22 protein-coding genes are annotated in these 25,448 nt (G+C 54.4%); 9 read left to right on the forward strand and 13 right to left on the reverse strand.

Annotated features, from left to right (window positions below):
* Positions 1-121 precede the first annotated feature (121 nt).
* Positions 122-1,810 carry a TldD/PmbA family protein gene (locus OLTU_RS07435; protein ID WP_141732123.1) on the forward strand — a complete coding sequence of 563 codons (1,689 nt, stop codon included), beginning with the start codon at positions 122-124 and terminating at the stop codon, positions 1,808-1,810.
* Here the strand turns inward: OLTU_RS07435 and OLTU_RS07440 are convergent.
* Positions 1,796-3,244, reverse strand: coding sequence for a lipopolysaccharide biosynthesis protein (locus OLTU_RS07440; protein WP_141732124.1), 1,449 nt, complete (start codon positions 3,242-3,244; stop codon positions 1,796-1,798). The two genes, OLTU_RS07435 and OLTU_RS07440, sit on opposite strands and share 15 nt — an antisense overlap.
* 19 nt (positions 3,245-3,263) lie before the next feature.
* A complete protein-coding gene (locus OLTU_RS07445; protein WP_176736414.1) occupies positions 3,264-4,211 on the reverse strand; it encodes a class I SAM-dependent methyltransferase in 948 nt (315 codons plus the stop codon).
* Between the two features lie 173 nt (positions 4,212-4,384).
* Here OLTU_RS07445 and OLTU_RS07450 point away from each other — a divergent pair, with 173 nt between their 5' ends.
* On the forward strand, positions 4,385-5,317 hold the full coding sequence (locus OLTU_RS07450) for a methyltransferase domain-containing protein (protein ID WP_141732126.1): 933 nt from the start codon (positions 4,385-4,387) through the stop codon (positions 5,315-5,317).
* Positions 5,318-5,361: 44 nt separating this feature from the next.
* Here OLTU_RS07450 and OLTU_RS07455 read toward each other — a convergent pair whose 3' ends face one another.
* The 3 genes from OLTU_RS07455 to OLTU_RS07465 are packed head-to-tail and all read right to left on the reverse strand — an operon-like array spanning position 5,362 to position 7,861.
* Positions 5,362-6,144, reverse strand: coding sequence for an ABC-2 family transporter protein (locus OLTU_RS07455; protein WP_141732127.1), 783 nt, complete (start codon positions 6,142-6,144; stop codon positions 5,362-5,364).
* Positions 6,145-6,933: a hypothetical protein gene (locus OLTU_RS07460; protein WP_141732128.1), complete on the reverse strand. Its 789-nt coding sequence runs from the start codon at positions 6,931-6,933 to the stop codon at positions 6,145-6,147. It abuts the gene before it with no gap.
* The gene (locus tag OLTU_RS07465) at positions 6,920-7,861 is read right to left on the reverse strand and encodes an ATP-binding cassette domain-containing protein (RefSeq protein WP_141732129.1); all 942 of its coding nucleotides are present in this window, start codon (positions 7,859-7,861) and stop codon (positions 6,920-6,922) included. The genes OLTU_RS07460 and OLTU_RS07465 overlap by 14 nt, the downstream gene beginning before the upstream one ends.
* Before the next feature lie 312 nt (positions 7,862-8,173).
* Here OLTU_RS07465 and OLTU_RS07470 point away from each other — a divergent pair, with 312 nt between their 5' ends.
* The 3 genes from OLTU_RS07470 (at position 8,174) to OLTU_RS07480 (ending at position 11,591) form a co-directional block, all read left to right on the forward strand.
* Positions 8,174-8,635, forward strand: coding sequence for a hypothetical protein (locus OLTU_RS07470; RefSeq protein WP_141732130.1), 462 nt, complete (start codon positions 8,174-8,176; stop codon positions 8,633-8,635).
* An 18-nt stretch (positions 8,636-8,653) separates the two neighbouring features.
* The gene (locus OLTU_RS07475; RefSeq protein WP_141732131.1) at positions 8,654-9,622 is read left to right on the forward strand and encodes a lytic transglycosylase domain-containing protein; all 969 of its coding nucleotides are present in this window, start codon (positions 8,654-8,656) and stop codon (positions 9,620-9,622) included.
* Positions 9,623-9,734: 112 nt separating this feature from the next.
* Positions 9,735-11,591 (forward strand): methyl-accepting chemotaxis protein, encoded by a 1,857-nt coding sequence (locus OLTU_RS07480; protein ID WP_141732132.1) that lies wholly within the window; start codon positions 9,735-9,737, stop codon positions 11,589-11,591.
* A gap of 36 nt (positions 11,592-11,627) precedes the next feature.
* Here OLTU_RS07480 and OLTU_RS07485 read toward each other — a convergent pair whose 3' ends face one another.
* From OLTU_RS07485 to OLTU_RS07500, 4 genes are all read right to left on the reverse strand, one after another.
* Complete coding sequence (locus OLTU_RS07485; RefSeq protein WP_141732133.1) at positions 11,628-12,209, reverse strand: IMPACT family protein; 582 nt, start codon at positions 12,207-12,209, stop codon at positions 11,628-11,630.
* Between the two features lie 27 nt (positions 12,210-12,236).
* Positions 12,237-12,437, reverse strand: a complete 201-nt coding sequence (gene rpsU / locus OLTU_RS07490) for a 30S ribosomal protein S21 (RefSeq protein ID WP_141736758.1) — start codon at positions 12,435-12,437, stop codon at positions 12,237-12,239.
* A 132-nt stretch (positions 12,438-12,569) separates the two neighbouring features.
* On the reverse strand, positions 12,570-13,190 hold the full coding sequence (aat, locus tag OLTU_RS07495) for a leucyl/phenylalanyl-tRNA--protein transferase (RefSeq protein WP_141732134.1): 621 nt from the start codon (positions 13,188-13,190) through the stop codon (positions 12,570-12,572).
* Positions 13,191-13,231: 41 nt separating this feature from the next.
* Positions 13,232-15,259: an HD family phosphohydrolase gene (locus OLTU_RS07500; RefSeq protein ID WP_141732135.1), complete on the reverse strand. Its 2,028-nt coding sequence runs from the start codon at positions 15,257-15,259 to the stop codon at positions 13,232-13,234.
* A gap of 122 nt (positions 15,260-15,381) precedes the next feature.
* Here OLTU_RS07500 and OLTU_RS07505 point away from each other — a divergent pair, with 122 nt between their 5' ends.
* Positions 15,382-16,107, forward strand: a complete 726-nt coding sequence (locus tag OLTU_RS07505) for a 3'-5' exonuclease (protein WP_141732136.1) — start codon at positions 15,382-15,384, stop codon at positions 16,105-16,107.
* Between the two features lie 45 nt (positions 16,108-16,152).
* On the opposite strand, the gene OLTU_RS07510 is transcribed toward OLTU_RS07505, so the two are convergent.
* The 3 genes from OLTU_RS07510 to OLTU_RS07520 form a co-directional block, all read right to left on the reverse strand.
* Positions 16,153-16,434, reverse strand: a complete 282-nt coding sequence (locus tag OLTU_RS07510) for an HU family DNA-binding protein (protein ID WP_141732137.1) — start codon at positions 16,432-16,434, stop codon at positions 16,153-16,155.
* A 97-nt stretch (positions 16,435-16,531) separates the two neighbouring features.
* Positions 16,532-17,449 (reverse strand): metallophosphoesterase, encoded by a 918-nt coding sequence (locus OLTU_RS07515; RefSeq protein WP_141732138.1) that lies wholly within the window; start codon positions 17,447-17,449, stop codon positions 16,532-16,534.
* A gap of 61 nt (positions 17,450-17,510) precedes the next feature.
* Complete coding sequence (locus tag OLTU_RS07520; RefSeq protein ID WP_141732139.1) at positions 17,511-19,622, reverse strand: lytic transglycosylase domain-containing protein; 2,112 nt, start codon at positions 19,620-19,622, stop codon at positions 17,511-17,513.
* 345 nt (positions 19,623-19,967) lie between these two features.
* On the opposite strand from OLTU_RS07520, the gene OLTU_RS07525 reads away from it, so the two are divergent.
* Positions 19,968-20,780: a hypothetical protein gene (locus OLTU_RS07525; protein ID WP_218109895.1), complete on the forward strand. Its 813-nt coding sequence runs from the start codon at positions 19,968-19,970 to the stop codon at positions 20,778-20,780.
* A gap of 55 nt (positions 20,781-20,835) precedes the next feature.
* Here the strand turns inward: OLTU_RS07525 and OLTU_RS07530 are convergent, their stop codons facing one another.
* Positions 20,836-22,503, reverse strand: a complete 1,668-nt coding sequence (locus OLTU_RS07530; RefSeq protein WP_141732141.1) for a c-type cytochrome — start codon at positions 22,501-22,503, stop codon at positions 20,836-20,838.
* 200 nt (positions 22,504-22,703) lie between these two features.
* On the opposite strand from OLTU_RS07530, the gene OLTU_RS07535 reads away from it, so the two are divergent.
* Positions 22,704-24,086, forward strand: coding sequence for a TldD/PmbA family protein (locus tag OLTU_RS07535; RefSeq protein WP_141732142.1), 1,383 nt, complete (start codon positions 22,704-22,706; stop codon positions 24,084-24,086).
* Positions 24,086-25,435 (forward strand): TldD/PmbA family protein, encoded by a 1,350-nt coding sequence (locus OLTU_RS07540; protein ID WP_141732143.1) that lies wholly within the window; start codon positions 24,086-24,088, stop codon positions 25,433-25,435. The genes OLTU_RS07535 and OLTU_RS07540 overlap by 1 nt, the downstream gene beginning before the upstream one ends.
* Positions 25,436-25,448: the final 13 nt, after the last annotated feature.

Raw genomic sequence — 25,448 nt, forward strand, 5'->3', positions numbered from 1 at the left:
CCCGTTTTATCCTCCATTGCCGGACCGATATGGCGCGCAAACACTGCAACTTGCGACGCCTGGTCCCCTCAGGTAGAAACGTATTCCTTGTCCACCAACTCCTTGATGGGAGTGTCCCAAAATGATACGTAAAGAGGCCCTCAAACTCGCTGAAGCCATGGACGTGGAACTCAAGCGCTCGATGGAGCAGCTGCGAGCCCCGCGGCATCCGCGTCCCTACTATATGAGCTACCTCGTACGCGATATCGAAAATTACAGCGTATGGGCACGTTATGGCTCGCTCTATCAGGATAAGCGCGAACATAAGCGCATCTGTTATGCCGATGTGCGCGTGGGCAGCTATCGCTATGACAACACCAGCAAGGGTGGACTCAGCGATACCACTGAGGAGAGTGAAGCCAACTATGAAGTGACGGAACTGCCGATTGAGAACGATCTGGATAGTTTCCGCTTCAGTCTTTGGCGTCTGACCGATGCCAAATTCCGCGACGCGGTCAGCAAATTCCACGGGAAAAAATCGCGGGATGTGAGCTTTCTCGATCAGAACCGCAGTCTGCCGTCCTTTCAAAAACTGACGGGCGAATCCAGCATTGAGCCCCTCCGATCCTTTGAAGTGGACCAGGACTACTGGCGACAGTTTGTTAAAAGAGCCAGCGTGGTCTTCAAAAAATTCCCCGAGATTAAAAACTCGTACGTGGAATTTAATGCCGATATGGTGACCAAGATCTTTGTCAGTTCCGAAGGCGTCTGCCGCATCTGGCAGGAACCTCTGTTCAGCCTGAGCGCCTACTTCTGGTATCACACCCGGGATCTGGATCAGGACTATAGCATCGTGCGACATGTCGCGCGTTTCGATGAATTGCCAGATCTTGAAAGTTTCAAGAAAACCATCGAAGAGAAGGTGGAGCAGTTCCGTGAGGTCGCGCATGGCGATGAGATGACCTCGTATGCCGGACCTGTGCTGATGGCTCCGAAAGCGGCCGGTCTTTTTCTGCATGAAGTGGTCGGCCATCGTCTGGAAGGCAGTCGTCTTTTATCAGAAAGCGAGGGCCGCACCTTCCGCGACAAGGTCAATCGTCGCATCATGCACCCGGATCTGACTCTAATGGATGATCCGAGTCTGTCCGCGGTCGGGGGACAATCCTTGATCGCGCATTATCCGTTCGATGATGAAGGCGCGCCAGCCGCCCGTGCGGTGCTGGTGGAAAAGGGTGTGCTCAAGGGTTTCCTGACCACACGCAGCCCCATACAAAAACGCGGGCATCATTCCAACGGTCATGCCCGCAATCATGGCGATGAGCGCCCGATCAGTCGGATGGCGAACCTCGTGGTGTGCAGCCACAGCCCGCATTCCTGGGACGACCTGAAAAAGATGCTGATCGCCGAGATCAAGCGCCGCAAGCTTCCCTTCGGCATCATCCTGCTTGATGTGGAGGGCGGCGAAACCGAGACGGAAGCCTATAATTTCCAGGCTTTCCTGGGGCAGATTGCAGTGGCGGTGAAGATCTATCCCAACGGCAAGGAACGCTACGTCCGTGGTGTCGATTTCGTCGGCACGCCCCTCAGCAGTCTCAACGACATCATCGGCGTCGGCCGCGATCTGGTGGTCGATAATGGATTCTGCGGCGCGGAATCGGGCACCATTCCCGTTTCCACCGTGGCTCCCGCCATGCTGCTGTCCAACCTGGAGCTGCAGGCGAAAAACCCTTCCAAGGTCACGCAGTATGCGATGGATCTGCCCTGGTTCGATAAGAAGCTGGCGCGGAGCAAGTCACGGGGGCGGAAGAAGAAGCGGTCACGGCGGGCCTGAGGGTCGGCGCAGGACCTTTTGCAAAAGGGGAGTCAGCTGCTTCCAGAGCAGCGCTCCCAGTGCTGCCAGGTAAACCATCCCACCCAGCATAATCCGAATCAAAACATGCCAGGAATCAGGCATCATGATCAGGCTCAGGCCCATGACCACGGCGCCGACCGGAATGGCAAGATAATCGCGCCAGGGCAGCGAACGCAGGATGGAGGGAATGCGATAACAGATGATGCCAACGGTCAGGATGCGACCGAGGACGGCACCCATCGCATTTCCTATGGCGCCATGGGAATCCTGCAAGGCATAGGCACCCAGACTTCCCACAAGGATTCCCGTGCCCATGGACATGGCCAGCCATACAAGATCGCGGCGCAGGAGCAGGATCTGCATTCCCAGAATGCAGACAAAGACTTCAGCGAGAATGGAAGCTGTGAAGATGGTAAAAAGCGGAGCCGCATCCCGCAAACTGTCATCGAAAACAAAGGCCAGGATATCCCCACCCAGAAAGGGCGCGGCCACGCAAACGGGAAAGGTCAGGATCAGGCTGAGAAAAAGCGCATAATGCGAGCCCTTTTCCACGGCTTTTTGATCCCTGGCGGCGATATTCTCGGAAAGAAACGTGGTGGCGATGACCATGAAAATGGGCACAAGGCTCATCACAAGGCGCCATGGGGCTATATAGGATCCGAGCAGCTCGGCATCTTGAATCTTTTCGGCCACCAGAATATCGAAGCGTTCATAGAGCGGATAAAGAAAGACGACAACGGCAAGCCCGGAGGCTTTTTTCAGTAGATTCCAGCAATCCTGAAGGGGAACCAGGTGAAGCCCGATCCTGGGCAGCATCCAGATCGCGGATGCCACGGATACGCCCGCGCTGGCTCCGATCATAAGCAGAGCAAAGAGGTGCCCATCGTCAGGGCTTTGCACCAGGAGCAGGACAGCGATCAGATTCAAAAGCTTGAATCCGCCCACCCAAAAGGAAAGACGCGCCATGCGCTGCTGGCCAAAATTAAAGAAGGTCATGTCAAAGGCTGCGATGAAAAGAAAGGGCAGAAGCTTATAGAGCAGATCACGATGCGCGGCCCAGGACGTGATAAACTGGGCTGCCGCGAACAAACCCAAAGCTGTGAGCGCGGCGTGTCCCAAACGCAGCCAGACAATTTGTGAAACCAAGCGGGACTGCCCGACGCGATCATCCGCCAGGCGGGGCAACTGCAGCGCCCCGTAATAGGTGTAGCCGAACATCACCAGCGGCAGTGTGATTTCCAGAATGGAGAGCCCAAACAGGGCTGAACCGAGACTGCCCAAACCCAGGCGTTTTTGAGCAACGGACAGGGTAATCAGCGGGCAGATCTTATTGATAAACTCCGCGATAAAACCGATCAGTAGGGCAAGGGCAACGCGCTTTTGCCGAGACGAGGACGCCGCTTCCAAAGCCACCGCTGTCATCCTTTTTGAACTAATTGATTTTAAGATAAAAGGATGCCTGGTCGCCCTTTTGTTCACGGTTCAGCTGGTCCGCCCGCTTTTTGTAGTCCTGAATCTGATCGGCATTGAAAATGGAGCCACCGGGATTGCGATCATAGGACTGGGACGACTCCAGGGGAATATTGCGTTTGTACTGTTCGCTGGCCCAGAACTGGAAATCCGTGGAGTCGAACACCACATCGTGGATGCGCAGGCCGGCCTGCTCAGCCATGATAGAAAAGCTGGAAACGGAGGGAATAAAGAAATGCCGGGGAGCATCCAGACCCACCCAGTTTTCGCGATAGGTTTTCCACGCCTCGCCGATGACAGGAACGCGAATAAGCAGGGTGCCGCCCTTATCAACAAGTCGCGCCAGCTGCTGCATCATCTTCACAGGCTCCAGCATGTGCTCAAAGGAATGATTGAGCATGATGAAGTCAAACTTCTGCTTCAGATCGTAGGCTGACATTTTTTTAATATGAATGGGGCCGTATTGATAATCACGCTCAATATAAGGATCGATGCCCATGATGGAGGTGTAACCCGCTTCCCGAAGATCACGCAAAAAGATCCCCGAACCGCAGCCCACATCCAGAATGCGATCGGTTTTCCTGACACCGGCGTGCCGGAACCATTCTGCGGTGGGATCGGGGCCGATCTTGCGCTCCATAAGCGCGCCAATAAGGGTGCGTTGGCCATGGCTATAGGCTGAGCGTTTGGTTTTAAGAAAAGTCTTGATCGCCGAGGGCTGTCGGAAGGAATAATAATTGGCCGGGTAGTATCGTGTGATATCCTGAGGAACCTCAGTCAATTCCACATGACCACAGTCGCGGCACTCCCGATATTGGAAGTGGCCCCCCATGCCGAACATTTTTTCGGCGGCGACTATGGTACTGTAACTACGGCTTGAACAAACCGAACACTGCGCTTGGGATTCCATCCGGTGGACCTCTCGAGACCTTTTTTCCATGACTGTACGTTATAACCTGTTGGCGAATGAAGGAAAACTCCATAAACAGGTTTTTCTGTTATTTTTGACATGCTTCGATCCGCTTGAATTTTTATCGAGCTAGTGCCAGAAGCATAGGATCCCATAATCGCACGAGGCCTTGCATGTATACATCGGCTCTTTATCACCTTTATCCCAAAGCGCAGCCGGCATCCCTTCAGCTGCAGATCAAAAAAGGTGTGCTGGCCTGCCCTCAAACCAAGGAAGTTCTGGATTTCGCGCCGGACAAGGACGCCCTGCAAACCCGCAGTGGCCTTCGTTATCCCGTACGCCGGGGGGTGCCCATCCTGGTTCCGGATCCGGATCAGGCGAGCACTTACGTGTCGGCCTCAGAAAAAATGGTCAGCGAATATCGGGATTTTGAATCCAACAGCAGCATGCATCGCTTGAAGTTGCGTCTCTCGCAACTTTTGAATGCCACCTATCAATCCCAGCGCTCCATAGCGGCCCATCGCAAGACCTTTGATATCCCGGACGAGGGCATCTGCCTGTCCATCGGCGGCGGCCCCACGCGCTCGCACCCACGGTCAGTGAATTTGAACATTGGCGCTTTTGAAAATGTTGAGATCGTCGCGGATGCGCATGTGCTGCCTTATGTCGACAGCTGCATTGATAGTGTGGTTTGCGAGGATGTCCTGGAGCATATCCGCGAGCCGGATAAGGTCGTCCGGGAAATGTACCGGGTCATGAAACCAGGAGCCTACGTCTACTCAGCAACCCCGTTTTTGATTTCCTATCACGGCTATCCCTATCATTTCCAAAATTTCACGCACCAGGGTCATGCCGAACTTTATCGGCGTTGTGGATTTGAAGTTGTGGAGGCCGGTGTCTGCATGGGAGCCTTCACAGCGTTCCTGAGTCTGGTGGGTTTTATGTTTGCGACCTTCCTGCCGAAGGCTTTCGGGATTCGGACGCTGGTTTGCCGTTCCTGGAGGGTTTTCTCGGCCCTGGTCAAACCTCTGGATCGTCTTTTCCAAACCTCGCCTCAAGCGGCCGAGTCAGCGTTTTCGACTTTCGTGCTGGCCCGCAAGATTTAGGGGCCCGCGCGCATTCGCATCCGGGGGCGCTCCGATCAACCTGTTTAACTCTGCGCCCCCACCAAATTCAAAGCCTGATAGCGCTTCACACCAAAGCGATAAACTCCCATCGCCACCAGCCAAAGAAGAAAAATCGCGGCGGCCGCCAGCGCAAAGTCGCCGAGCGTGCCCTGTTCAATCCAGTCCATCGGCATCAGGGATATGGCGGCGACGGGACTGAGGAGCATCAGGGTGCGGCCGACGCCGGTGGGGAAGATCTTGCCCACGGGATAGCTGCAGAGAATGATGGCCAGGTTATTGACGAGATGGGCCACGACGTTGCCACGAGGAATGAAGAAGGCCAGACTTCCCGAGAGGACGAAGAGCGAATAGAAGGCGAAGATGGCCAGGATGCTCGCGAAAAAGGTGCGAATGGCCATTTCAGTTTCGCCCAGGCCGCAGAGCAGTCCGACGCCCGCCAGGCCGAGGAGCAGATCACCCAGCGCGGAAGGATGCAGGGCATGCGTGCCGACCAGCAGCAAAGGATGCCGCGGGGTGGCGAGTTTGGATTCGAAGTGACCATTGATGATCAGATCGCCCATCTCGATCCAGCCACCGAAGAAAAAGCAGAGCACACCATAAGACGTCATGATCAGTATATTCAAAGCGATATAGTAATGCAGAAGGTCCTGGTTTTCCGGTTTGCCGGCGAATAGCATCCCCCATAAGCCCAGCAGAAAGATGATATTGTTGAGCAGCATGCCGCATGTGGCGGCCAGGAGATTGGGAATGTTGGAGATGTGCGCGCTCATATTATAACGCAGAGCCTTGGCGAGAAAGCGTATCATTTATCCTCCCCAGCTCTGATGCCGTTTGCGGGCATAATGAAAAACCATCCGATTGCATCCATAGAAGATCAGCATCCAAACCAGGACCCGAAACAACCAATGAGGGACGCTCAGCTGATAAAATTCACCTTTCAGACAGAAATGACCCACCTGAAAGAAAAGATCGGACGCAGGACTCTGCAGAAAAATGCTGCGACCCGGTTCTCCATAATCCGCCAAAGGACAGAAGACGCCACCCAGGGCCAGGAAGATCTTGGTAATCGGCAGCACCAGATAGCGTGTTTCCTGCCAGAGGAGTTGCGCTGAAGCCAGAATGCTGGCCATGAGCGATTCCATAATGCCCAGCAGCGGCAGGAAGAGCACGAGACGCCCCAGGGACTCACCCATCAGGGAGGCGGGTACACCCATGAGCAGAAGAGCCGGGATCGCGCACAGAAGATAAATCAGGCGGCTTCCCAGAGTGGCTCCGAACTGTCCCGCGAAGGTCAGGCCGAGCCAGGAGCGTGGGCGGGCCAGGCCCATCGAGAAATCCGCCTGCGATCTTTGCAAAAAGGCGGAACGCAAAAAGGTCAAAAACAACAGCTCTTCGATCGCAATGTAGGCGGAGATTTCGGCCCGCGTGTAGTTGCCCAGATAGGCATTGAAGCGATTCCACATGGCGGTCAGGACCAGAATAAGCAGGGGATAAAAGACGATATAGGTGACCGCCTGTCCGACATCCGAGAAGCGTTCCTTCAGCTGAAAATAACCATAACGCCCATAAAAAGTCAGCGTCCTAGCGAGAGCCATAGCGGGCTCCCAGCACCTCTTCCAGGGTCACTTCGCTGATGCTGATATCCTGGAGAGATTCCCCATAGTGCTGCGACAGGGCGAAAAGACTCTCCGACATCGGTTGTTCGTGAGTTAAAACTTCATAAATGTGGCTGAAGGGATTTTCCGCTTGCGTCAGACGAAAGCGATAGCCTTCCATGAGCACGGGCTTCTGCGCATTATTGGTCGTCACACGGATGCGCCGGAGATGCTGTAAAGGACCCTTCAGAGCCGCCAGAGGCCCATCGAACACCTTGGTGCCATGATCGATGAGAATGCAGCGCTCGCACAGAGCCTCCACATCGGAGAGATCATGACTCGTAAGCATGAAGGTGGTTTTCTCATATTTCTGCCAATTGCGTATGATCTGCCTCAGGCTATTCTTGGCCACGATGTCGAGCCCAATGGTGGGTTCGTCGGCCAGCAAAACCTGAGGTTTATGCAGCAGGGCTGCGGCGATTTCACAGCGCATGCGCTCACCGAGACTCAGGGAACGCACGCGACGCTTGATGTAAGGCTCCAGGGCAAAGGCCTCCACCATGTCCCGGATCCGTTGGACCTTGGCGGTTCCACTCAGAAAATAAATCTCGGCGGAAAGATCCAGACACTGCTCCACAGTCATATGTTGATAGAGCTGCGAACGCGTGCCGAAGACCAGGCCCAGTCTTTGATTGGCATCCTGGCTGCCGGCCTTGAAGCCGAGGATGCGGGCTGTGCCGTGGCTAGGGCTCAGAATGCCACAGAGCATTTTGATGGTTGTACTTTTGCCCGCGCCGTTGGGCCCCAGGAATGCCACGGTTTCGCCAGCGCTGATGGAAAACGTCAGCGAGTCCACAGACGGCGTCGAACTTTTTGGAAAAGTCTTCGTCAGTTGGAGGGCTTCAATGGCAAAGCGATCAGCAGACATGGACGGCTATCCTTCCCGGAAGAATGAGCAGGGGCGCTCCTTCTATCCTGACTTGGATTCTGACACTCTTCAATGTTTAAATCCGCAGATCGTCCTCGTCCGCCTCGCTGTACCTTGGGAGTTCCATGTTGCATGATTTTAGCTGCACATGGTTCCTGGAGTAGACAGTCGCCAAGCCATGGCACACGCAATTTTCCGGATCAATTGCGGGTCGTGACGCTGCGTCTTCTTATTTAATTCTACTTTTCATTTGCCTAGGATTCGGATAATCAGAACTTGACTGAAGCCGCAGAGCGAACGGAGAAAACTATTATGCATGACCGGGAACCTCCTATTTTCAGCCCTTATGACCCCATGGGCGCCGGTCGTTTGGCCGCTGCGGCGGCTCCCAAGCGATCGTGGCTGTCCACGGCGGCTTTGACCCTTTTGGCCATCTGTATGACGTTTGCAGGCCTGATTTTAGGCTTTGTCGTCGGTGATTCGTTTGGTCGACGCAATGCACAGTATGATAATCCTGACTTGCGCGAATACTATGCAGGCAAATGCTACGACTATTGGGAAACCCAGCTGAAACAGACGCTGAACTCGTCTCTGCAGCGGGATGCTGAAGAACGCCAGGGTCATGGTCAGAAGCTGGACGAAATTTTTTTCAAAATGCAGGAACTTGAGCGAGCCATGACGGAATTCACAGCGGTCCGTGGTTCGGCTCAAAGTATGGAAGCTGAGAAAAGCTCAGTTGCAGCTACGAGGGCGGCAACACCCAGAAAAATGTGAACAGGGAGGTCCTATTCCATGCGTTCGAAACTCCGTTCTATCCTGATCTGCGGCAGTTTCCTCTGGTCGTCTTCCATCTTTGCAGCAGCCCAACCGAAAGAATTGTTTCCCACTTCGCCCGTGATCCAAAGGCAAATGGATTTCTGGGAAAAGATTTTTCGAGAGTACAACAGCAACGAGTTTGTCCTGCATGATCGGGATAACCTTGCCATCATCATCGGTTCCATCAAGGTCCCGTATGATATCAATGCCAAGGCCCGGAACATGAAGCTGCCTATTATTTCACCTGATGATGAGATTGAATCCTATCGCCAGGCGTTACGCCGATTCGAAACAGAAGGGGCGGGGGCGCGCTTCAAGGGCAAGCGGGAAATGGAAATTTGGAACGCCTATTTGAAAAAAAGTGCCGTCCGGCATCTGATCTCCGGCAAAGCCGTACTCCGCGTGCAGGGTGGGCTGGCCGATACCTTCCAATCCGCTTCGCAAAGGGCGGAACTTTATCTGCCCTTGATGGAGAAAATTTTTCGCAAGGCTGGTCTGCCAACCGATCTCACACGCATCGTCTTTGTGGAGTCGATGTTCAATTTAAAGGCACGTTCCAAGGTGGGAGCGTCCGGATTCTGGCAACTCATGCCAGCCACGGCCCGTCAGTATATTAAAGTAACTAAAAAGCGTGATGAACGAAACTCACCTCTCATTGCAACCAAGGCTGCTGCCAGCGTTCTGCGGAGCAACTATAAGGCGCTCAAAGCGTGGCCTTTGGCCGTGACGGCTTATAACCACGGACGGGGCGGTATGAAACGTGCAATGGCCAAATTGAAAACAAATGACCTGTCGGAAATCATACTCCTGTATGATTCTCCCAGCTTTGGATTCGCGAGCAGGAACTTTTATTCGGAATTTTTAGCGGCTACCAAAGTGCACCGGGAGCTGGTTGAGCGCCCGGCGCTTTCCAGGCTGGCCAAGGAAAGTCCGGATAAAGGCTGACTTCATGTTCAGCAGTTGACATAAGACCTGCAAATTATTACTAACATTCGATCGGGAACGAAAGCATTTCGCTCCCGATCTTCATTCACACACTCTTTGAGTTGGGAATTCCATGGACGGATTACACAAGCTCAAGACTCCAGGCCTTTTTGCGTCTTTGTTCTTCCAGGTTTCATCGATCTATCTCCTGTTCCAGGCGACCAGCCTGCGCAGCAACGCCCTTGCTGATGAGGGCTTGAACCGTCGCATCCGTGAAGGGCAGGTGGCCACGGAAGGAGTCAGCCGCCTGCAGGAACTGCAGTGCAGCCAGGGAGTTGCCGGCTATCAGTGGGGCGCGATGGGGAGCATACTTTTGTCGATAGGCTGCCTCAGTCCGTTGGTTGTGGCGCGTCGCAGGGAAGATGATGAGGTAAAGCCCGAGGAAAGGAAAGCCGTGCTGCCTCGTGAACCCGAGCTTCCGTACCGCCCTGAGCCTGAGATTGCCGATCCGATGGCAAGCGGCATGTATAAGAATTTGAAGAAAGGGCTTGAGGAGCTGGAAAACTGCCTGAGGAATCAGCCCATGACGGTGGTTGGCGACAGCATGCTGGTAAAATCCGTGCATGAAAACGTCCGTCTGCTGGAAAACAGGACCCGCGCGACCTATGAAACCCTGATCGCCGGTCACGACGAGATTCAAAAAGCGGCCACGCGTCTTCACAGGCTCATGGAGCAGTGCCGTGAAAGCGCCAACTACTCCGCGACCAACCGTGTGGATTGGAAGAAGAACAAGTTGATCGATATTCTGAGTCAGATGCGGCAGAACCTCGACATCGTGGTCGATCTGTCCAAGAATATCAACAGTGTTCATGCCTCCACGCTGCGTCTCCTCGGAGAGTCGCTGCATGGAGAGACCATTCTGAATGACAAGATCACGCGGGCTCAGGAGCAGCTCGAAAAGATTCAAAACAGTGCCCATGGCGGCAACAAGATTCACGATACGATGATTTCGATCATCGGCGAGTCGCGGGACAATATCACCGGTGCCAGCAAATTTGTGAACTCACTGAATCAGAAATGGGATTCGCTGGTTCATATGACGGAACAGATCGACGAGGTGGCGGAAAAAATCAACGCCCAGTCGCTCGCTGCTTCGCTGGAACTGGTGCGCGGTCAGACGAACAGTCAGGGTGTGACGGATCTCTTCCCTCTGGGAACCGAATTGCGCGGCCTCGCGGCCAAGTTCCATACCTATGCAAGGCATATCAAGGATGCGATTCATGATGTGCAGGATGAGGTGAACAAGACCTCGGCGTATCTGGCCCAGGCCGGTGCCAAAGCCGATCAGGCCTTTGTCTCGGTGAACCAGTGCGGTGAGTACTATCGCAGCAGCGTGGCGGCCGTGAAACACAGCGCATCCGAACTGCTCCTTTTGCAGCAGGAAGTGAACATTCACATGAAGAAGCTGCAGGAAACCCGGGTGATGGGCCTGAGTTCCGCGGAGCTGATGGGGCAGCTGGATCGTCATCTTCAGAGCCACAACGGATTTGGAATGAAGATCATGGAAGAAACGAGCCAGATCACAGTCCATTCGGAAAAGATTTCGACCCTGCTCGCGAAACAGTATCATGAGTTGAATCACAGCCAGAAGATTCTGGCCTCCAGTGCCCCGATGCTGAGTGATTCGATTCGCTTCACCACCGAAACGCGGCACACGATTTCCACCTTGTCCGCCTGCCTGGAACGCGTGCAGACCACGGATGAGGTTCCGAATCGCGAGGTTCAGCCGCGGACGGATGAAGTTCTGGTGGCGAAAATCGAGGATTTCAAACAGCTGATTGCCAGCATGAAGGATACGGTGGAACCGGCTCCGCAGACCAGCGTGGTGCGTCCGCCGCAGCCTCAGCAGCATCAGCCGTATCCCCAGCAACGGACACTGGCTGTTCCTCAGCAGCAGCGAACACCAGCCACGTGGCGGGTTATGAACTGATCGCCCATGCGGGCCAGGCTGCTTTCTGCGGCCTGGCTATTTTTTTAGATAAGGTGTGACATTATCGAGAAAGCCGGTCTTTTCCGCTTCCGGCAGCTCCAGCCGCACCCGCAGGTCCTCTCCAAACTCCCGATTCACAATTACAGCTTTGTGTTTGCGAGCCAAATAATCGAGGCGATTCTGCTCCGCATAGGGCAGAGTCACCTCGAGTTCGACCATCGGCACGTGTTCCGCCGTCTCCGCCTCCAGCAAAAGCTGCCTGGCTGTATTGCCATAGGCGCGCACGAGGCCGCCGGCACCGAGTTTGATGCCACCGAAATAGCGAACGACAAAGACCACGATCTGGATCAGATCCTGCCCTTCGATGTGCATGAGTATGGGTTTGCCTGCGGTCCCGGAGGGTTCCCCGGCATCGGAGAAGCGCTGCTGCAGCTGGCCCTGTTCGAAAAATTTGTAGGCGAAACAGATATGGGACGCATCGGGAAATTCCTTTTCCAGATCCGCCTTGTGCCGCTTAAACGCGTCGAGGGATTGGCACGGAAAGCCAATCCCAATGAAACGCGAGTGCTTTTCTATGAGTTCAATGCGATGAGGTCTGAGTAGGACGCGCTGAGGCACACCTTCAACTTATCGTTGCGAGGGGAATCAGGCCAGGCCCAGTTTTCTCAACTGCTTCATCAGACGCTTGCGAGCAGCAGCCTGCTTCTTCTTGCGCTTGATGGAGGGTTTTTCGTAGTGCTGGCGTTTCTTGAGCTCCGAAATTGTTCCGGCTTTTTCGACTTGCTTTTTCAAAGCTTTCAAAGCTCTTTCGACGCTGTCACCCTCTTTAAGTCTTACTCCTGGCATAAACTCCCCAAGATAGATAGCATTCAACATTCCTCGACCACATGGGCAGAGGGAAATTTGGAGCCCAATCCTAAACAATATTATGAGCGATTTCCAGAGAATATTTACCCCATAGCATGTTTTTTCGGCCTTTTAAGGGCCATGGTCGGGCTTGAGCTCAGGCAGCACCAGGGGTTCGAAGCTGACTGACTGACGCAGGGCGCGCTGCAAACGCTGTTCATAGTCCCGAGCCGGGATCTGAATGGCACCTAACGTGCGCAGATGCGGCGTGAGGAATTGCACCTCAAGCAGACTGAATCCTTTGGCGCGCAGATGCTCCACAAGGTAATAGAGAGCGGCCTTCGAAGCATCGGTCACCCGATGGAACTTGGACTCCGCGAAAAAAGCTCCACCAATGGCCACCCCATAGGTCCCGCCCACAAGCTCGTCATTCTGCCATATTTCCAGCGAATGCGCGTCTCCATGCCGATGCAGACGTTCATAGGCTTCGGTGATTTCGGCGTTGATCCAGGTTTCCGTGCGCTCGGCGCAGCCGGCCAGGACCCCGGAGAAATCCTTATTGATGGTGACGCGGAATTGGTTACGGCGCAGCGACCGCCGGAGGGAGCGGGAACAGTGAAAGCCATCCAGGGGTAAAACGGCCCGGGGGTCCGGATTGAACCAAATGATCTCTTCGGTTTCCGGGTGGGGCATCGGAAAATAACCGTGTCGATAGGCGGCAAGCAGCAGTTCGGGAGTCAGAATGGGTTGCATCAGCGCGGCCTTTGTCTCGGAACGTGGGGATTCCTTCAGTCTTAGGACGCCTGCTGATTTTTATCAATAACAGCCTGATAAACTTGAGATTCGACAAAGACTTTGAAAAGGTCGGAGTCCACTTTGCCGGCTTTCACTTCCATGTCGATGATTTCAATCGCGCGTGGCACCGGAACGGCCTTTTTGTAGGGACGATCGGATGCGGTCAGCGCATCGAAGATATCGGCGATCGTCATCATACGGGTCTGCACCGGTATTTCGTCGTCATGCGAACCACCGGGATAGCCTGTGCCGTCGAGTTTTTCATGATGCTTGGCGGCAATCTGCGGCACGTTCGGGAAGGACCGGCCCCAGGGGATTTTCCGCAGGAATTCATAGGTGTGCACAACGTGGCTTTGGATTTCCGCAAATTCCTCGCGGGTCAAGGATCCACGCGATACCGACAAGGCCTCGAGTTCCCGATAATTCAGGAAGGGACGGGTCCGCTGCCGACCGTCCTTGAAGGACATGTTGGCAATATCCTTGAGGCGTTCAAAGCCACCCTGCTCCAGAACCGTGGGTTCATTGGATTTCAAAATGAACTGCAGGAAATCCTCGAGTTCATTGACACGATTTTCGTAGGTCGCCCGGAAGGTTTCCGGGCCAAAACCCGGGGCGATGGTGGTCTTGCCGCTCAGGAAGGCAATATACTCGCGCAGGTATTCGATCTCAAAGCGGGAGCGAATGTGTTCGAAACGCTCGAGCAACAGATCGAGTTCCCAAGGATAGAGCTTCTTGGCCTTCACCAGCACCTGTTCGCGGACACCGAGCTTGCCGAAGTCATGCAGCAGCGAGGCGTATTCGATCTCCTTCAGCTGCTTTTTATCAAAGCGGGTATCCTTGAAGCGGCCGTTGTCGATCTTGTTGATGATCTCGGCCAGACCCACGGTGAGCTTCGCCACCCGATGCGAATGACCGCTGGTGGTGGGATCCCGTTGTTCGATCGCGGTCACCGCCGCATGCACAAAGCCTTCGAACAGCTGTTCCTTTTCCAGGGTCAGCATCGCGTTTTCGAGGGCGATGCCGGCCTGCTGGGCCACGATCTCGGCGTATTCGACGTCCGTGTCATCAAAGGGCAGAACGTATTCCGTGAAATCCTGGATGCCCTTCAGATTCTTGGTATTGGGGCGCTTGCGGTTGATCAGCTGGATAACCCCGATCACGCGGTAGCTGATATCGTACATCGGAATGGTCAGCATCGAACGGCACTGGTAGCCGGTGCGCAGATCGAAGGTCTTATCGTGCTTGGCGTGATAAGGATTCTTGTTGGGATCCTCGTCCAGATGATAGAGGTCGGGGATATTGATGGCCTTTTGATGCAGCACGGCGCTGCCCACCATCGAGTGCTCGCTGACGGGGATCACGAATTCCTCGAGTTCCTGGAACACCGATTCGTTCTGCGTGACCTTGAAGATGATCTTGCTATCCGATTCGCGCTGGTCGTTCCAGTCCACGGTATAAATGGAACCGGCGTCAGCATTGGTGATTTCCCGGGCTTTTTGCAGAATCAGCGACAGCAGTTTTTTGCTGTCGCGCACGCCGTTGAGTTCACGGGATACGCGCAAAACATATTTGACGTGCTCGTTGGTTTCCTTGACATTCTTATTGGTGCGCTCGGAACGCAGAACCATCGACTGCAGGCGATGGAAGTTCTGGACATCGATCACGAGCTGGCGTACACGGCAGGGCAAGGCGAGGGCGCGAAAGTTGGCCGTTTCGAGCGCCGGGGGCATGGCTTCCAGGTCTTCATCGTTTCCGGTGCAAATAAAGCAGAGGCCGGAATCGTTGGCTTTTGATAAAAAGACACTGACAGCGGTCGTATCCTGCCAGGCGCGATCTTCAAAGAAGATCAGAGTGATATCATCCTTTTGCAGGCTGACCACTCCGTCCATGGGAACTTCGAATTGATATCCCGCCAATTCAGTAGCCTGGTTCAAGGCGGCCGTGAGTTCAACAAAACTGCTGACCTGAATCGGCAGTGTCTTGCCGCTCCTGCCGTGGGGCTTATGCTCTTTGGCTTTTGAAGTCATGGGTACTCGCTATAAGATGAGATCCCCAAAAAGGGCCGGTGGCCGGGATCGTCCTCATGCCTTTATTTTACATCAACCTGACGGTGCTAGCAAAAGAGGCAAAAACAACCTAGGAGTCATGCATGGATTACGGTGTGGTCTTGGATTTGGAAACAACGGGAATCAATTGCGAAACCGATCGCATTATCGAAATCGGCCTTATCGAATTCGGTGTCGGTGAGTCGGGGAAACCCGCAATTATCACCATGTATAGTGGCCTCGAAGATCCCGAGCTGCCCCTCAGTCCCGAAGTTCAGAAACTCACGGGTCTGACGGATGATATGGTCCGCGGACAAAAAATTGATTGGCCCCTCGTGCGTAAAATTCTGGAGAGGGCTTCGATCGTCGTTGCGCATAACGCGGACTTCGACCGTAGTTTTATGCAGAAACGTTCCGAGTATGCCGGACTTGATCTGCACTGGGCCTGCAGCTTCAAACATATTGATTGGGAAAATAAAGGCTATCGCACCCGGGCCTTGAACTACCTCGCCGCCGATCATGGCTTTGTCAATCCCTTCGCCCATCGCGCGCTGTTTGATTGTGCCACGACCTTCCGCATTATGGAGCCGTACTTTGCCGAAATGGTGCAAAGAAGTTACTACCGCGAGGTGAGAGTTTTTGCCACAAGGGCGCCCTTTGAAACCAAGGACAAGCTCCGGACCAACCGTTATCGCTGGGATAACGAGCGCCGCGTCTGGTTCAAGGATGTGCTGGAGGATCAGCTGCCGGTGGAACGCGAGTTTTTAAAAACAGACGTCTATACCGGGATGCAGGATATGCATCAGGAAGAAAGTTTGACGAGTTGTTAAGCCATTCACGTTCCCGCCCCAAGGACGGGAACGCTTACACATCATTCATTTCGCGGTATTGACGGCTTGCTTCAGCAGCGCGCCGGGACGGAAAACAGGAACGGTCCGCGCAGGAATCTGGATTTCTTCACCGGACTGGGGATTGCGTCCCAGACGGGCCTTGCGCTTGGAAATCGAGAATGTGCCGAAGCCGACCAGTTTCACACCTTCTTTTCTCTTGATGTTTTTTTCAATGGTCGAGGTGAAGGCATTCAGAAAGCGGTCTGTATCAGCTTTTGTGGCCCCGGTTTGCTTCGCGATAGCGTCAATAAGCTCGGAACGGTTCATTGTGAACTTCCTCCAAAACTAGCAGAGAATGATAATTTTCCCTGAAGGTAGCTTGATTGAACGGGCGAGGCAAGTGTTTTGCGCGCCTTCAATAAATTTAGCGGTCACGGAATGAATAGAGTTCCTTCAGCTCACTATCGAAGAAGGTCAATTCCCTGCCGGCCTTGCTGAGTTTGAGCCGCAGGAAGCCGTGATTGGATTGCACAAAACGTGTTCCCAGATCGTTGGAACGGGTTTCATAAAGATCGGCCCCACCGCCGCCGCTGATGAAGAGGTCCAGCGAACAATCCGCGTCATGGCGATGCTCAAGATGATGGGAATGACCTGCAATATAAAGGGCCCCTGATTCACAAAGGTAGGAACGCAGGACCCGGCCAAGGAGCGTGGCACCATACTTTCCGCTCGCACTGTAGATAGGATGATGGCCGATCACGATACGGTGGGTGACGCTTGTGTCCTTGAGCGACTCACGCAGAAAATCGAGGGTGCAGTGTTCTGCCAGGCCGCAGATATCGGCGATGTTGGTATCAAGCGCAATAATTTTTGCCAATTCACCAAATTGCACACTATAGAAGCGATGGGGCATGCGCCAATGTTTTTGCGTTTGGGTATAGGCGATTTGCGCGGCAGGATGGCCCTTATAGTCGTGATTGCCGAGGATGGGATAGAAGGGAATCCGGCTGAGGCAGGGCTTTTCATAGGCATCCCGAAATTTGGTTTGCCACTGGGGATCATCGACCGACTGCACGCCGGCCGGATAGAAGTTGTCGCCGAGTAAAAACACAGCTCGAAGGGGATGAGTCAGGCAGTAGCGTTCGAGGGCTTCCGCGAGTTTGAATTGCTCGGGCAGGCCACTGCCTGAATCACCGAAGAAGATGATTTCCATCTCCTCGGTAGCTTCCTCGCGCAAAATGATGGGATTTTCCTTGCCAAGGGGAGCCCGGAGCCTCCAGGTCAGATAAGCAACCAGAATGCAGGCGAGCATAACAATAAGAAACAGCGGGAGACGGCGCATGCTGGAATCCTTGTCATGATGGAATCATTCGAGGATAACAGCGCCTGCGCCCGCTTGAAAATCAAAAGATTTGCGTGTCGGGGAACTCAGTCGGCAGAGCTTTAAAGAGATAATCGGGCTCTCTTTGTGGCTCGGCCTGATAATATCCACTATAGGTATTCAGTACTTTTTTGACGTAATTTCGCGTCTCTGCATAAGGAATAAATTCCACAAAGGCATCGACGGGACAGTTCTGACATTCACTCAACCACTTGTTCACCACATGAGGACCCGCGTTATACGCGGCCACGGCAGGAACTTCGTGTCCATTGTAGTAATTCAAGAGGAGAGCCAGATACAGACTTCCATAAAGAAGATTGGTATCCGCAGCCTGCAGTTGATCCAGGCGGAAATCCTCATCATCGAGCAGGCGGGCCAGACGCACCGCAGTGTAAGGCATCAGCTGCATCAGACCCTGAGCGCCGGCTGTGGAAAGAGCCCGTGAATTGAAGGCGCTTTCCGACTTGATGATGCTCAAAATCAGATAAGGGTCCATTTCGGCGACCTTGGCAATCTCATAGACATAGTTGGCAAACGGAATCGACTCATTCCGAGCGCCACTTGCCGGTACAGTGACCGCGGACTTGAGTTCCTCGGTTTCCTGGCGATCCATCGGTTTATAGGCAGCGAGCAAGGCTTTGGGTGAAACGGAATCGTCAGAAGCTGATGATTCGGTTCCGTCCTCGGACTCCGCCATGGCCGACTTGCTTTTTTCCGCGAGCTTGCGGCCCTGGGCCAGGGCGCTCTTGGCCAGCATTCCGTAATAACCCGGCTGAGGGCGATCCATAAAGGGCTTAAAGAGCTGCTGAGCTTCCTCGAGCTGGCCACTGCTGATGGCCGCACGTCCACGCCAGTAGAGAGACGCATCGCGACGGAAGCCCGCCTCGTTGAAGATCTGCTCACCCTTGGTGCTCACGAAGCGACGGGCGACATCCAGATTTCCAGCAGCCAGGGAGTTCCAGAAATAATACCAGCGATAGCGGGGATGATCCCTGCGCTTCATCAGCTGCCCATAGAGCTGAGCGGCCTGGGGAAACTGCTGGGAACTCATCAGGCTCTTGGCCTGGGATTCCTGAAAGAAAAGATCCATCGAGCGCGTGCTGGGATACCGGGTCAGGGCTGTTTGGTGATCGCCTTTTTCCGAAAGAATGTAGGCGTTCCATTGGGTCAGCTCATCCCGCAATTTCTGAGGAACATTCGCCTGGGCCAGGCCGGTCTGGGTCAAACCCAAGGCTTCATCATAGAGCTGCAGATAGGTATAGAGACGAATCTGATCGATGAGATCCAATTTCTTCGCGGGAACCTTGGAGGTGCGGCGCATGGGAGTCGATACCAGACTCAGAATGCGTTTCTGCTGCTCCGGGTCATGCGAGGAATTGCGATAGACCTTCTTCAAAAGAGAGTAGGTAAACGAATAGGCCGGCTGTTTCTTGCCATGGGCGTGCTCGATCAGGCGATCCAGGCTGGCCTTGGCCTCTTCGCTGACCGGATACTGGTCCAATAGACCTTCGAGCTGCTGAAAGTAGGCTCGGGTATCACCCTGGGCGTAATAAATGTCTGCGGCTTTGCGCAGAAAACGATCGCGGCGGACCGTGCGCGGATAGCGCGTATAGTAGCGCTTATAGATCGCGATAAAATCGGCGTTGAGCTTGAGTGCATCATTGGTATCGAGCAGCATTTCCACGAGCGACAGACGCAGCGGCTCGGGGGGATCAGCCCGCAACTGGTTTTCCAGCTCACGCTTGGTTTCAGGATCCAGCAGCGCAGCATGACGGAAACGCACCTTCATGTGATCGATTTCCGCATCGAAGCGGCTCAATTCCGGAACAGTGGGATTTCTTAATGATTCCGCAATACCGAGGTAAGTCCGCGACAGCCGGTAGTTGCTGTCCCAGTAAAAGGCGGCAAGCATGATCGCGGCCTGCAAACGCTTGGCCGGTTCCATATCGCCTTGCACCTGTTCTGCCAAAGCATTCAGGGCATTACGCGATTTTTCATCTTGCTGCTGCTTCAACGTGTTTAGGGCCTGTTTCAGATTTTGGTTAAAATCCGAATCGGCATAAACAGTCGATGAGTTACCCGGAGTTGCAAGGGTAGCAGCCAGAAGCAGAATGTGGGTCAGATAACGGCGCATCAATTGGGACTCCTCGAGGAAGGGCTCAATAAATTATCGGAAACCTGCGAGCAGGACTTTATCCAGGCTTCATGAAGCCAGTCATAGCGGGGCATTAAAGGGTGACTTTGGATCATCGTTTATTTTACGGTAAGAATCTGACTAATGAAAATTATTCTCTTCGCGAAGGTTCAGCTTTTTTTCTTCAAGAAATCTTAGAAAATGTCGAAAAGGAAAGGATAAGATGTCATGCGACTTAGGATGGGAGACTGGGCCTTGAAAAGCTTATGGCAAACATTCGTGGCTATGGCTTTGCTTTCATTGGCGTTTGGCTGTTCCCGAGAAGCAGTCAATCGGCGTGGGGAAGTGGCAGCTGGGCTCAGCGTGCCGGTTGGACCCGTGACCAGTGATGGCGATGTGCAAACGGAACCAAGCACCACAACGACCACTCTCGACTTTGTTGGTCCCACCCTGGTGGAAGCGCGGAACAACGAAGCATTGACCCCCGAATTCAAAACCAATCTCGTGCTCGTGAACAAGGTTTCAGCCAATGAAATCGTGCTCTTTGGCAAGGATGGAAAATCCTGGCTGTATAATCCAGCTGCGGATACCCCACCCACTCAGATGGATCCCGCCATCGTTCAGCCGGATGGTTTCGGCCTTTATACGCTGCCTGAGGGCAAGTTCTGGCTGGTGGGACCCAACACCCTGGGACGTCGCAAGGCAGGCGAAGGGGCCGGTGGTGCCGTCCCTGTGGAAAATTTCAATACCCAGACGATCAAAGGTGACTGGACCAAAGTCAAAGTGCTTTATGCAGCTGCTGATACCATCATCCTGCATCTGGATAGCAATATCGCCGTGCTTTCGATTCGAACAGGGACTCCATCCCTGAGCCAGTTCAGTAGCACGCTGCCCATAGCCCTGGACGGCGGCAGCATCGTGGCCGCAGGTGAAACCGAATCCAACGGTTACTGGTTTGCCAGCAAGGAAACCGTGGCGCTTCTGGAAATGGCAGGGCTCAACCTCGCCTGGGCGCGCGCCAAGGTGCCTCTGGCGGCGCATGCGGATTATTCACAGATCGCGATGCGCATTGATTCCAGTAAAAAGGAAGTCACGGGTGACGTTCTGGTCTTCCAAGGGGACAAATTCTGGTCGGTGAGCGGTGCGGCCATTCAGTAAGGGTCGTGGAACACAGGGCCTTCGCTTCTCGCGAAAGCCCCACTTCACCATCTTCCTATAAGGTCTTGAGGAACATAATCAGATCCTTTTTTTGAGCATCTGAATACATCTCCTGTCCGTCCTTCAAGAATATCCCTTCATCATGACCTTTATTGCTGAGCCCTGCAATGCTGCTGTTATAGCGCCGCCTTGGATTTTTTTTCCATTCCGCTGGCACCCGGTTTCCCTGAGGATAGCCGTTGCAGACCGCATCAAAGTCACGATCCTTATCACGGGCCTCCCCTGCATAATAGAAAGCGGGCCGCTTGCTGCCGGCGGTGAGAACAGCGCAAAGACTGGGCGCGGCATTGTTGTGAAAGTAAGGCCAGCGGGCCCAGATGCCTTCCAGTGGTGGTGGCACATAACCCTTCTGCACAGTGATGCGTATGCCCTTGCGCTGCGAGATCGCCAGATCATTGAGTTGCAGGAGGGACTGCATCGAAGCGGCCCGCTGCGGATCCGTTCCGACATCGACCACAGGGGTCTGGGAGAAGTAGCGAACCCTGACTGTGGCCAGCAGGTCCTCGGGACTCAGCTGCGCGGCATCGGCCTGATCCCAGGCTTTTTCATAGCTCCCATGACAGCGCACGCAGTTGCCGTTGAATAGTTTTTGACCGCGTTTGGCGGCTTCAAGATCGATGGAGGCGGCTGGAAAAAAATCGGTGTAACGCGGCGCGCGGGTGGCAAAAACGGCGGCGGTCAGCTCATCGATTTCCTGTTCATGCCCATCCAGCCATTCTTCCAGGACCTGCAGGTCCGTGCCCCGACCGATTTCATTCCAAAGGATGTTGGTGTAAATGGGATTGCCGGAAACCACGGAACCATCGAGCAGCCAGCGGTTTTTGTATTTCACGTTCCACCAGGGAGCCGGCTTGCTATCGGAAACGATGTCGCGGATGGGGTCCGGTCGCGGAAAGGTTTCAAACCAACCCGAAGGCGTGGCATAGGAATCCTTGCTGCGGCGGGACAGGGAAAGGGCCACGTGGGCCAGTGACGTATCCAGTCCATCCTTCATCGGCATGCGGGCATCCACACGCGCCAAGGATTTTTTCGCATCCTGCAGCATGCGACGGGTCGCATCGCTCAGGCCGAAGGTGAGGCTCGCGAGATGCGGCTCGACCAAAGCGATTCCGGTCCTGCCGGTGATAAAAAATTCATTGGCCCGGGGAAAACGATTGGTCAGACCAGGAACGGGCACACCAAAAAGTTCTGACATGTGGCAGGCGGCGCAGCTGAAACTCACGCCAGGTCCGTTGGCTGTGGCGATGATCGACGTGCCGAGGCGGTGGGAAATGCCATTGTTTTGCACGGGTATCTGATAAAGGTTATGAGCGGGGTCCGGTTCGGGGACGAGTCCCACCAGCGCTTCAAAATCGTCGAACGTGTGCAGTCCGGAGAGGCCCTTGAATATTTTTTGCAGAAATTTTCGCAGGGGCGTCTCGTAGGTATCGATCAGAAGATCCTGCAGAAGCTCCAGTGGGACCGTGACTCCCGTAACCTCCACCGGATAATCCAGAGCGTGAATCCAACCGGCCTGCACATATCGGGCCTCATCTTCCGCGGGCAGCTGCAGAATATTACCGCGACCTTCACTGGGTATGCTCGCCTCTTGCGACCAGTCGGTGGCCCCGAGTTGGGATGTCAGTGCGAGCCAGCCACAGCCAATCCAAAAGCCAATACGCATAAGGACCCCCTTGTCATGCGTCATTATCTTTTCGATCCTTGATATCTGCAGATGATGTAGCTGAAGCGCGAGACCTATGTCAGTCAGCTTTTTTTATCGCGACTTAATGACTGTGGCCAAAAACAGCCGGAGTGGTTACACTCCGTTAAGAAGAGTGCTCAGTCTTGATGTGCCCTCTCACGATGGAGTAAAGCCAAACCATGTTAGACGTCCAGATAGCTCAGGAATTGATTCAACAAGGACTTTCGTTTGGTGCTGATTTTGTCGACATTTATGTGGAACAAACGGTGCACAGCGTGATCGCGGTCAAGGATCAGAAAGTCAAAGATATTAAAACCGGAACCGACTTCGGCATTGGCATCCGTGCGCTGTTCGGTGACAAGTCCGTTTATGGTTACACCAACATCGCCGAACGCGACGAACTCTTGCGCATTGTGGGTCTGATCTGTGGCCTCGACCAAAAGTCGGGATCCGGTCGGGCGCGGAATTTGAAAGTTCAGCGAATGGCCGATCGCCAGCCTGCCCAGCGCGGTCTGGATCGGGATGCCAGCTATGAAGAGAAGATTGCGTATCTGATGAAGGTCGATGAATTTGCCCGGAAAAATCCCAAAATCGTGCAAATGGATATCGGCAGCCTTCAGAAATGGCAAACCGTGCAGGTCTTTGATTCCGAGGGTCTCGCCATGGAGGATCAAAGACATTATACCCGTCTGCCCTTGACCGCCATCGCCGCCGATGGCAGCAAACAGGCCCGAGCCTTTCACGGTCCTGGCGGGGCGTGCGGCTGGGAATTGACTCAAGATTTGAATCCTCAGGAGATGGCGGATCTTTTGGTGAAACGGGCTCTGACCGTTCTGCACGCCGATCCCTGTCCCGCAGGAAAAATGCCTGTGATCATCGACAACGGTTTCGGCGGCGTGATTTTCCATGAAGCCTGTGGTCACCTTCTGGAAACGACTTCGGTCGAGAAAAAAGCCTCCGTCTTCCACGATAAGATGGGCGAGATGATCGCGCATGAAGCCGTGAGTGCGGTCGATGATGGAACCATCCCGGGACTTTGGGGATCCATTAACATGGATGATGAAGGCATGCCCACGCAGAAAACCCAGCTGATCAAGAATGGTCGCCTGGAGGCCTTTCTCGTGGACCGCCTGGGTCATATGAAGACCGGCCATGCCCGCACCGGTTCCGGGCGGCGGCAGTCGTACAAGCACGCCCCAGCCTCGCGCATGCGGAACACTTTTATCGAAGCGGGTCCTCACACGGTGGAAGCGATGCTGTCCACAGTGAAGGAAGGACTGTTCGCCAAGGTCATGGGTGGCGGCAGCGTGACCCCTGGCACGGGTGATTTCAACTTTGCGGTTGAGGAAGCCTACCTTATCAAAAATGGGAAAATCGATCGGCCGGTTCGTGGCGCCACACTCATTGGTTCCGGACCTGACGTGCTGAAGAAAATTTCCATGGTGGGACAAAATCTGGAACTGTCCCCTGGCATGTGTGGATCGGTCAGCGGATCGATTCCTGTTACGGTGGGACAGCCGGCGCTGAAGGTGGATGAAATTCTGGTGGGAGGGGAAGCCTGATGGAGTGGAAACAAGGTCGCGACATCTGTTTTAAGGTGCTCGATATGGCCCGCGATCTGGGCGTGCAGCAATGCGATGTGATTCTGGAGCGCGGCAAGTCCTTTTCCATGAATGCCCAGCAGGGGCGTATCGACAAATCGAAAGTCACCAGCACGCAGGTGATCGGGATTCGCGTGCTGCAGGATCACAAGGCCGGGATTGCCGCCAGTGAGTCCCTTGAGGAGGCGGCGCTGAAACTTCTGGTCAAGCAGGCTCTGGAGACATCCCGTTATTCCAGCGCGGACCCTTATCAGGCGATTGAACAGAAGAATTCGCAGGACCTGATCGAAATTCAGCCGGCCATGAATCAGCCGGACGTGGCTTCGATGAAGGAAAAAGTGGACCTTGCGCTGCGCCTGGAAAACGAAGTGCTGAGCCAGGACAATCGGATTCGCAACGCGCCTTACAACGGCTATGCCGATGGGGAAGGGGAGCATTTCTATGCGAACCATCTCGGAACGTTCTGCTATCAGAAGGAACGCAGCTTTTCCTGTTATACCTCCGCTCTGGCGAGCGAAGGCAGCACGCAGGCCATGTATTCGGGTTCGAGCGTCAGCCGGACCTTTGCCGGCCTCGATCCGGTCTACTGCGTGAAGCAGAGCGCGGAAACCGCCCTGCATCTGCTCGAAGCCCGAGCTGTGCCGACCGGACGTTACGATGTGATCTTTGATATCGATGAATGGCAGAGTCTGATGGGGGCCTTCCTCGGGGCATTTTCCGCCAAGGCTGCCATGGAAGGCACAGCCTACTATCGGGAAAAGCTGGGGCAGAGCATCGCCTCCACCGACATCACGATTCGCGACTGTCCGCAGTATGCCGATGGTTTTTCGTACAGCGGCTTTGATGATGAAGGCGTCATCCGCAAGGATATGGTGCTGGTGGACAAGGGCGTGATGAAAAGCATGTTCCATAACAGTGCCACGGCCCGTTATTTCAAAGTGCCGAACACCGGCCACGCGGCCCGCGGGCCACGGGGTTCGCTTGGCACGAGCAGCACGCAGCTGGTGTTTGACGCCGGCCGCACACCGACCAAGGACCTTTATGCGGGCACTGTGCTCAAGGTGATTTCGCTGAAAGGTCTGCACTCGGGAACGAATGCGATCTCGGGTTACTTCTCGCTGGCCGTGGAAGGTCTTTTGATGCGAGGCGGCCAGACCGAGCAGTATGTGAAGGATGTGACCCTATCGGGGAACTTCTACGAGATCCTGCAGCAGATTCAGGCGGTCGGCGATCGTCTGGAGCCCAGCTCGTCGTGGAGCTTTTTCAGCCCCGAAATTCGTTTCGGTGGCCTGAGTGTCGCTGGAAGTTAAGCAAGGAAAGGAT

The organism is Oligoflexus tunisiensis (genome assembly GCF_001748245.1).
Classification (GTDB): domain Bacteria; phylum Bdellovibrionota_B; class Oligoflexia; order Oligoflexales; family Oligoflexaceae; genus Oligoflexus; species Oligoflexus tunisiensis.

What these genes read in the sequence shown, in the direction of transcription:
- OLTU_RS07455 (WP_141732127.1), bottom strand. Translation starts at nt 6,144, where the DNA reads ATGATACGCTTTCTCGCCAAGGCTCTGCGTTATAATATGAGCGCGCAC.
- OLTU_RS07505 (WP_141732136.1), top strand. Translation starts at nt 15,382, where the DNA reads ATGGATTACGGTGTGGTCTTGGATTTGGAAACAACGGGAATCAATTGC.
- OLTU_RS07535 (WP_141732142.1), top strand. Translation starts at nt 22,704, where the DNA reads ATGTTAGACGTCCAGATAGCTCAGGAATTGATTCAACAAGGACTTTCG.
- OLTU_RS07520 (WP_141732139.1), bottom strand. Translation starts at nt 19,622, where the DNA reads ATGCGCCGTTATCTGACCCACATTCTGCTTCTGGCTGCTACCCTTGCA.
- OLTU_RS07445 (WP_176736414.1), bottom strand. Translation starts at nt 4,211, where the DNA reads ATGGAATCCCAAGCGCAGTGTTCGGTTTGTTCAAGCCGTAGTTACAGT.
- OLTU_RS07460 (WP_141732128.1), bottom strand. Translation starts at nt 6,933, where the DNA reads ATGGCTCTCGCTAGGACGCTGACTTTTTATGGGCGTTATGGTTATTTT.
- OLTU_RS07515 (WP_141732138.1), bottom strand. Translation starts at nt 17,449, where the DNA reads ATGCGCCGTCTCCCGCTGTTTCTTATTGTTATGCTCGCCTGCATTCTG.
- aat (WP_141732134.1), bottom strand. Translation starts at nt 13,190, where the DNA reads ATGCAACCCATTCTGACTCCCGAACTGCTGCTTGCCGCCTATCGACAC.
- OLTU_RS07510 (WP_141732137.1), bottom strand. Translation starts at nt 16,434, where the DNA reads ATGAACCGTTCCGAGCTTATTGACGCTATCGCGAAGCAAACCGGGGCC.
- OLTU_RS07465 (WP_141732129.1), bottom strand. Translation starts at nt 7,861, where the DNA reads ATGTCTGCTGATCGCTTTGCCATTGAAGCCCTCCAACTGACGAAGACT.
- OLTU_RS07530 (WP_141732141.1), bottom strand. Translation starts at nt 22,503, where the DNA reads ATGCGTATTGGCTTTTGGATTGGCTGTGGCTGGCTCGCACTGACATCC.
- OLTU_RS07500 (WP_141732135.1), bottom strand. Translation starts at nt 15,259, where the DNA reads ATGACTTCAAAAGCCAAAGAGCATAAGCCCCACGGCAGGAGCGGCAAG.
- OLTU_RS07435 (WP_141732123.1), top strand. Translation starts at nt 122, where the DNA reads ATGATACGTAAAGAGGCCCTCAAACTCGCTGAAGCCATGGACGTGGAA.
- OLTU_RS07450 (WP_141732126.1), top strand. Translation starts at nt 4,385, where the DNA reads ATGTATACATCGGCTCTTTATCACCTTTATCCCAAAGCGCAGCCGGCA.
- rpsU (WP_141736758.1), bottom strand. Translation starts at nt 12,437, where the DNA reads ATGCCAGGAGTAAGACTTAAAGAGGGTGACAGCGTCGAAAGAGCTTTG.
- OLTU_RS07480 (WP_141732132.1), top strand. Translation starts at nt 9,735, where the DNA reads ATGGACGGATTACACAAGCTCAAGACTCCAGGCCTTTTTGCGTCTTTG.
- OLTU_RS07470 (WP_141732130.1), top strand. Translation starts at nt 8,174, where the DNA reads ATGCATGACCGGGAACCTCCTATTTTCAGCCCTTATGACCCCATGGGC.
- OLTU_RS07540 (WP_141732143.1), top strand. Translation starts at nt 24,086, where the DNA reads ATGGAGTGGAAACAAGGTCGCGACATCTGTTTTAAGGTGCTCGATATG.
- OLTU_RS07475 (WP_141732131.1), top strand. Translation starts at nt 8,654, where the DNA reads ATGCGTTCGAAACTCCGTTCTATCCTGATCTGCGGCAGTTTCCTCTGG.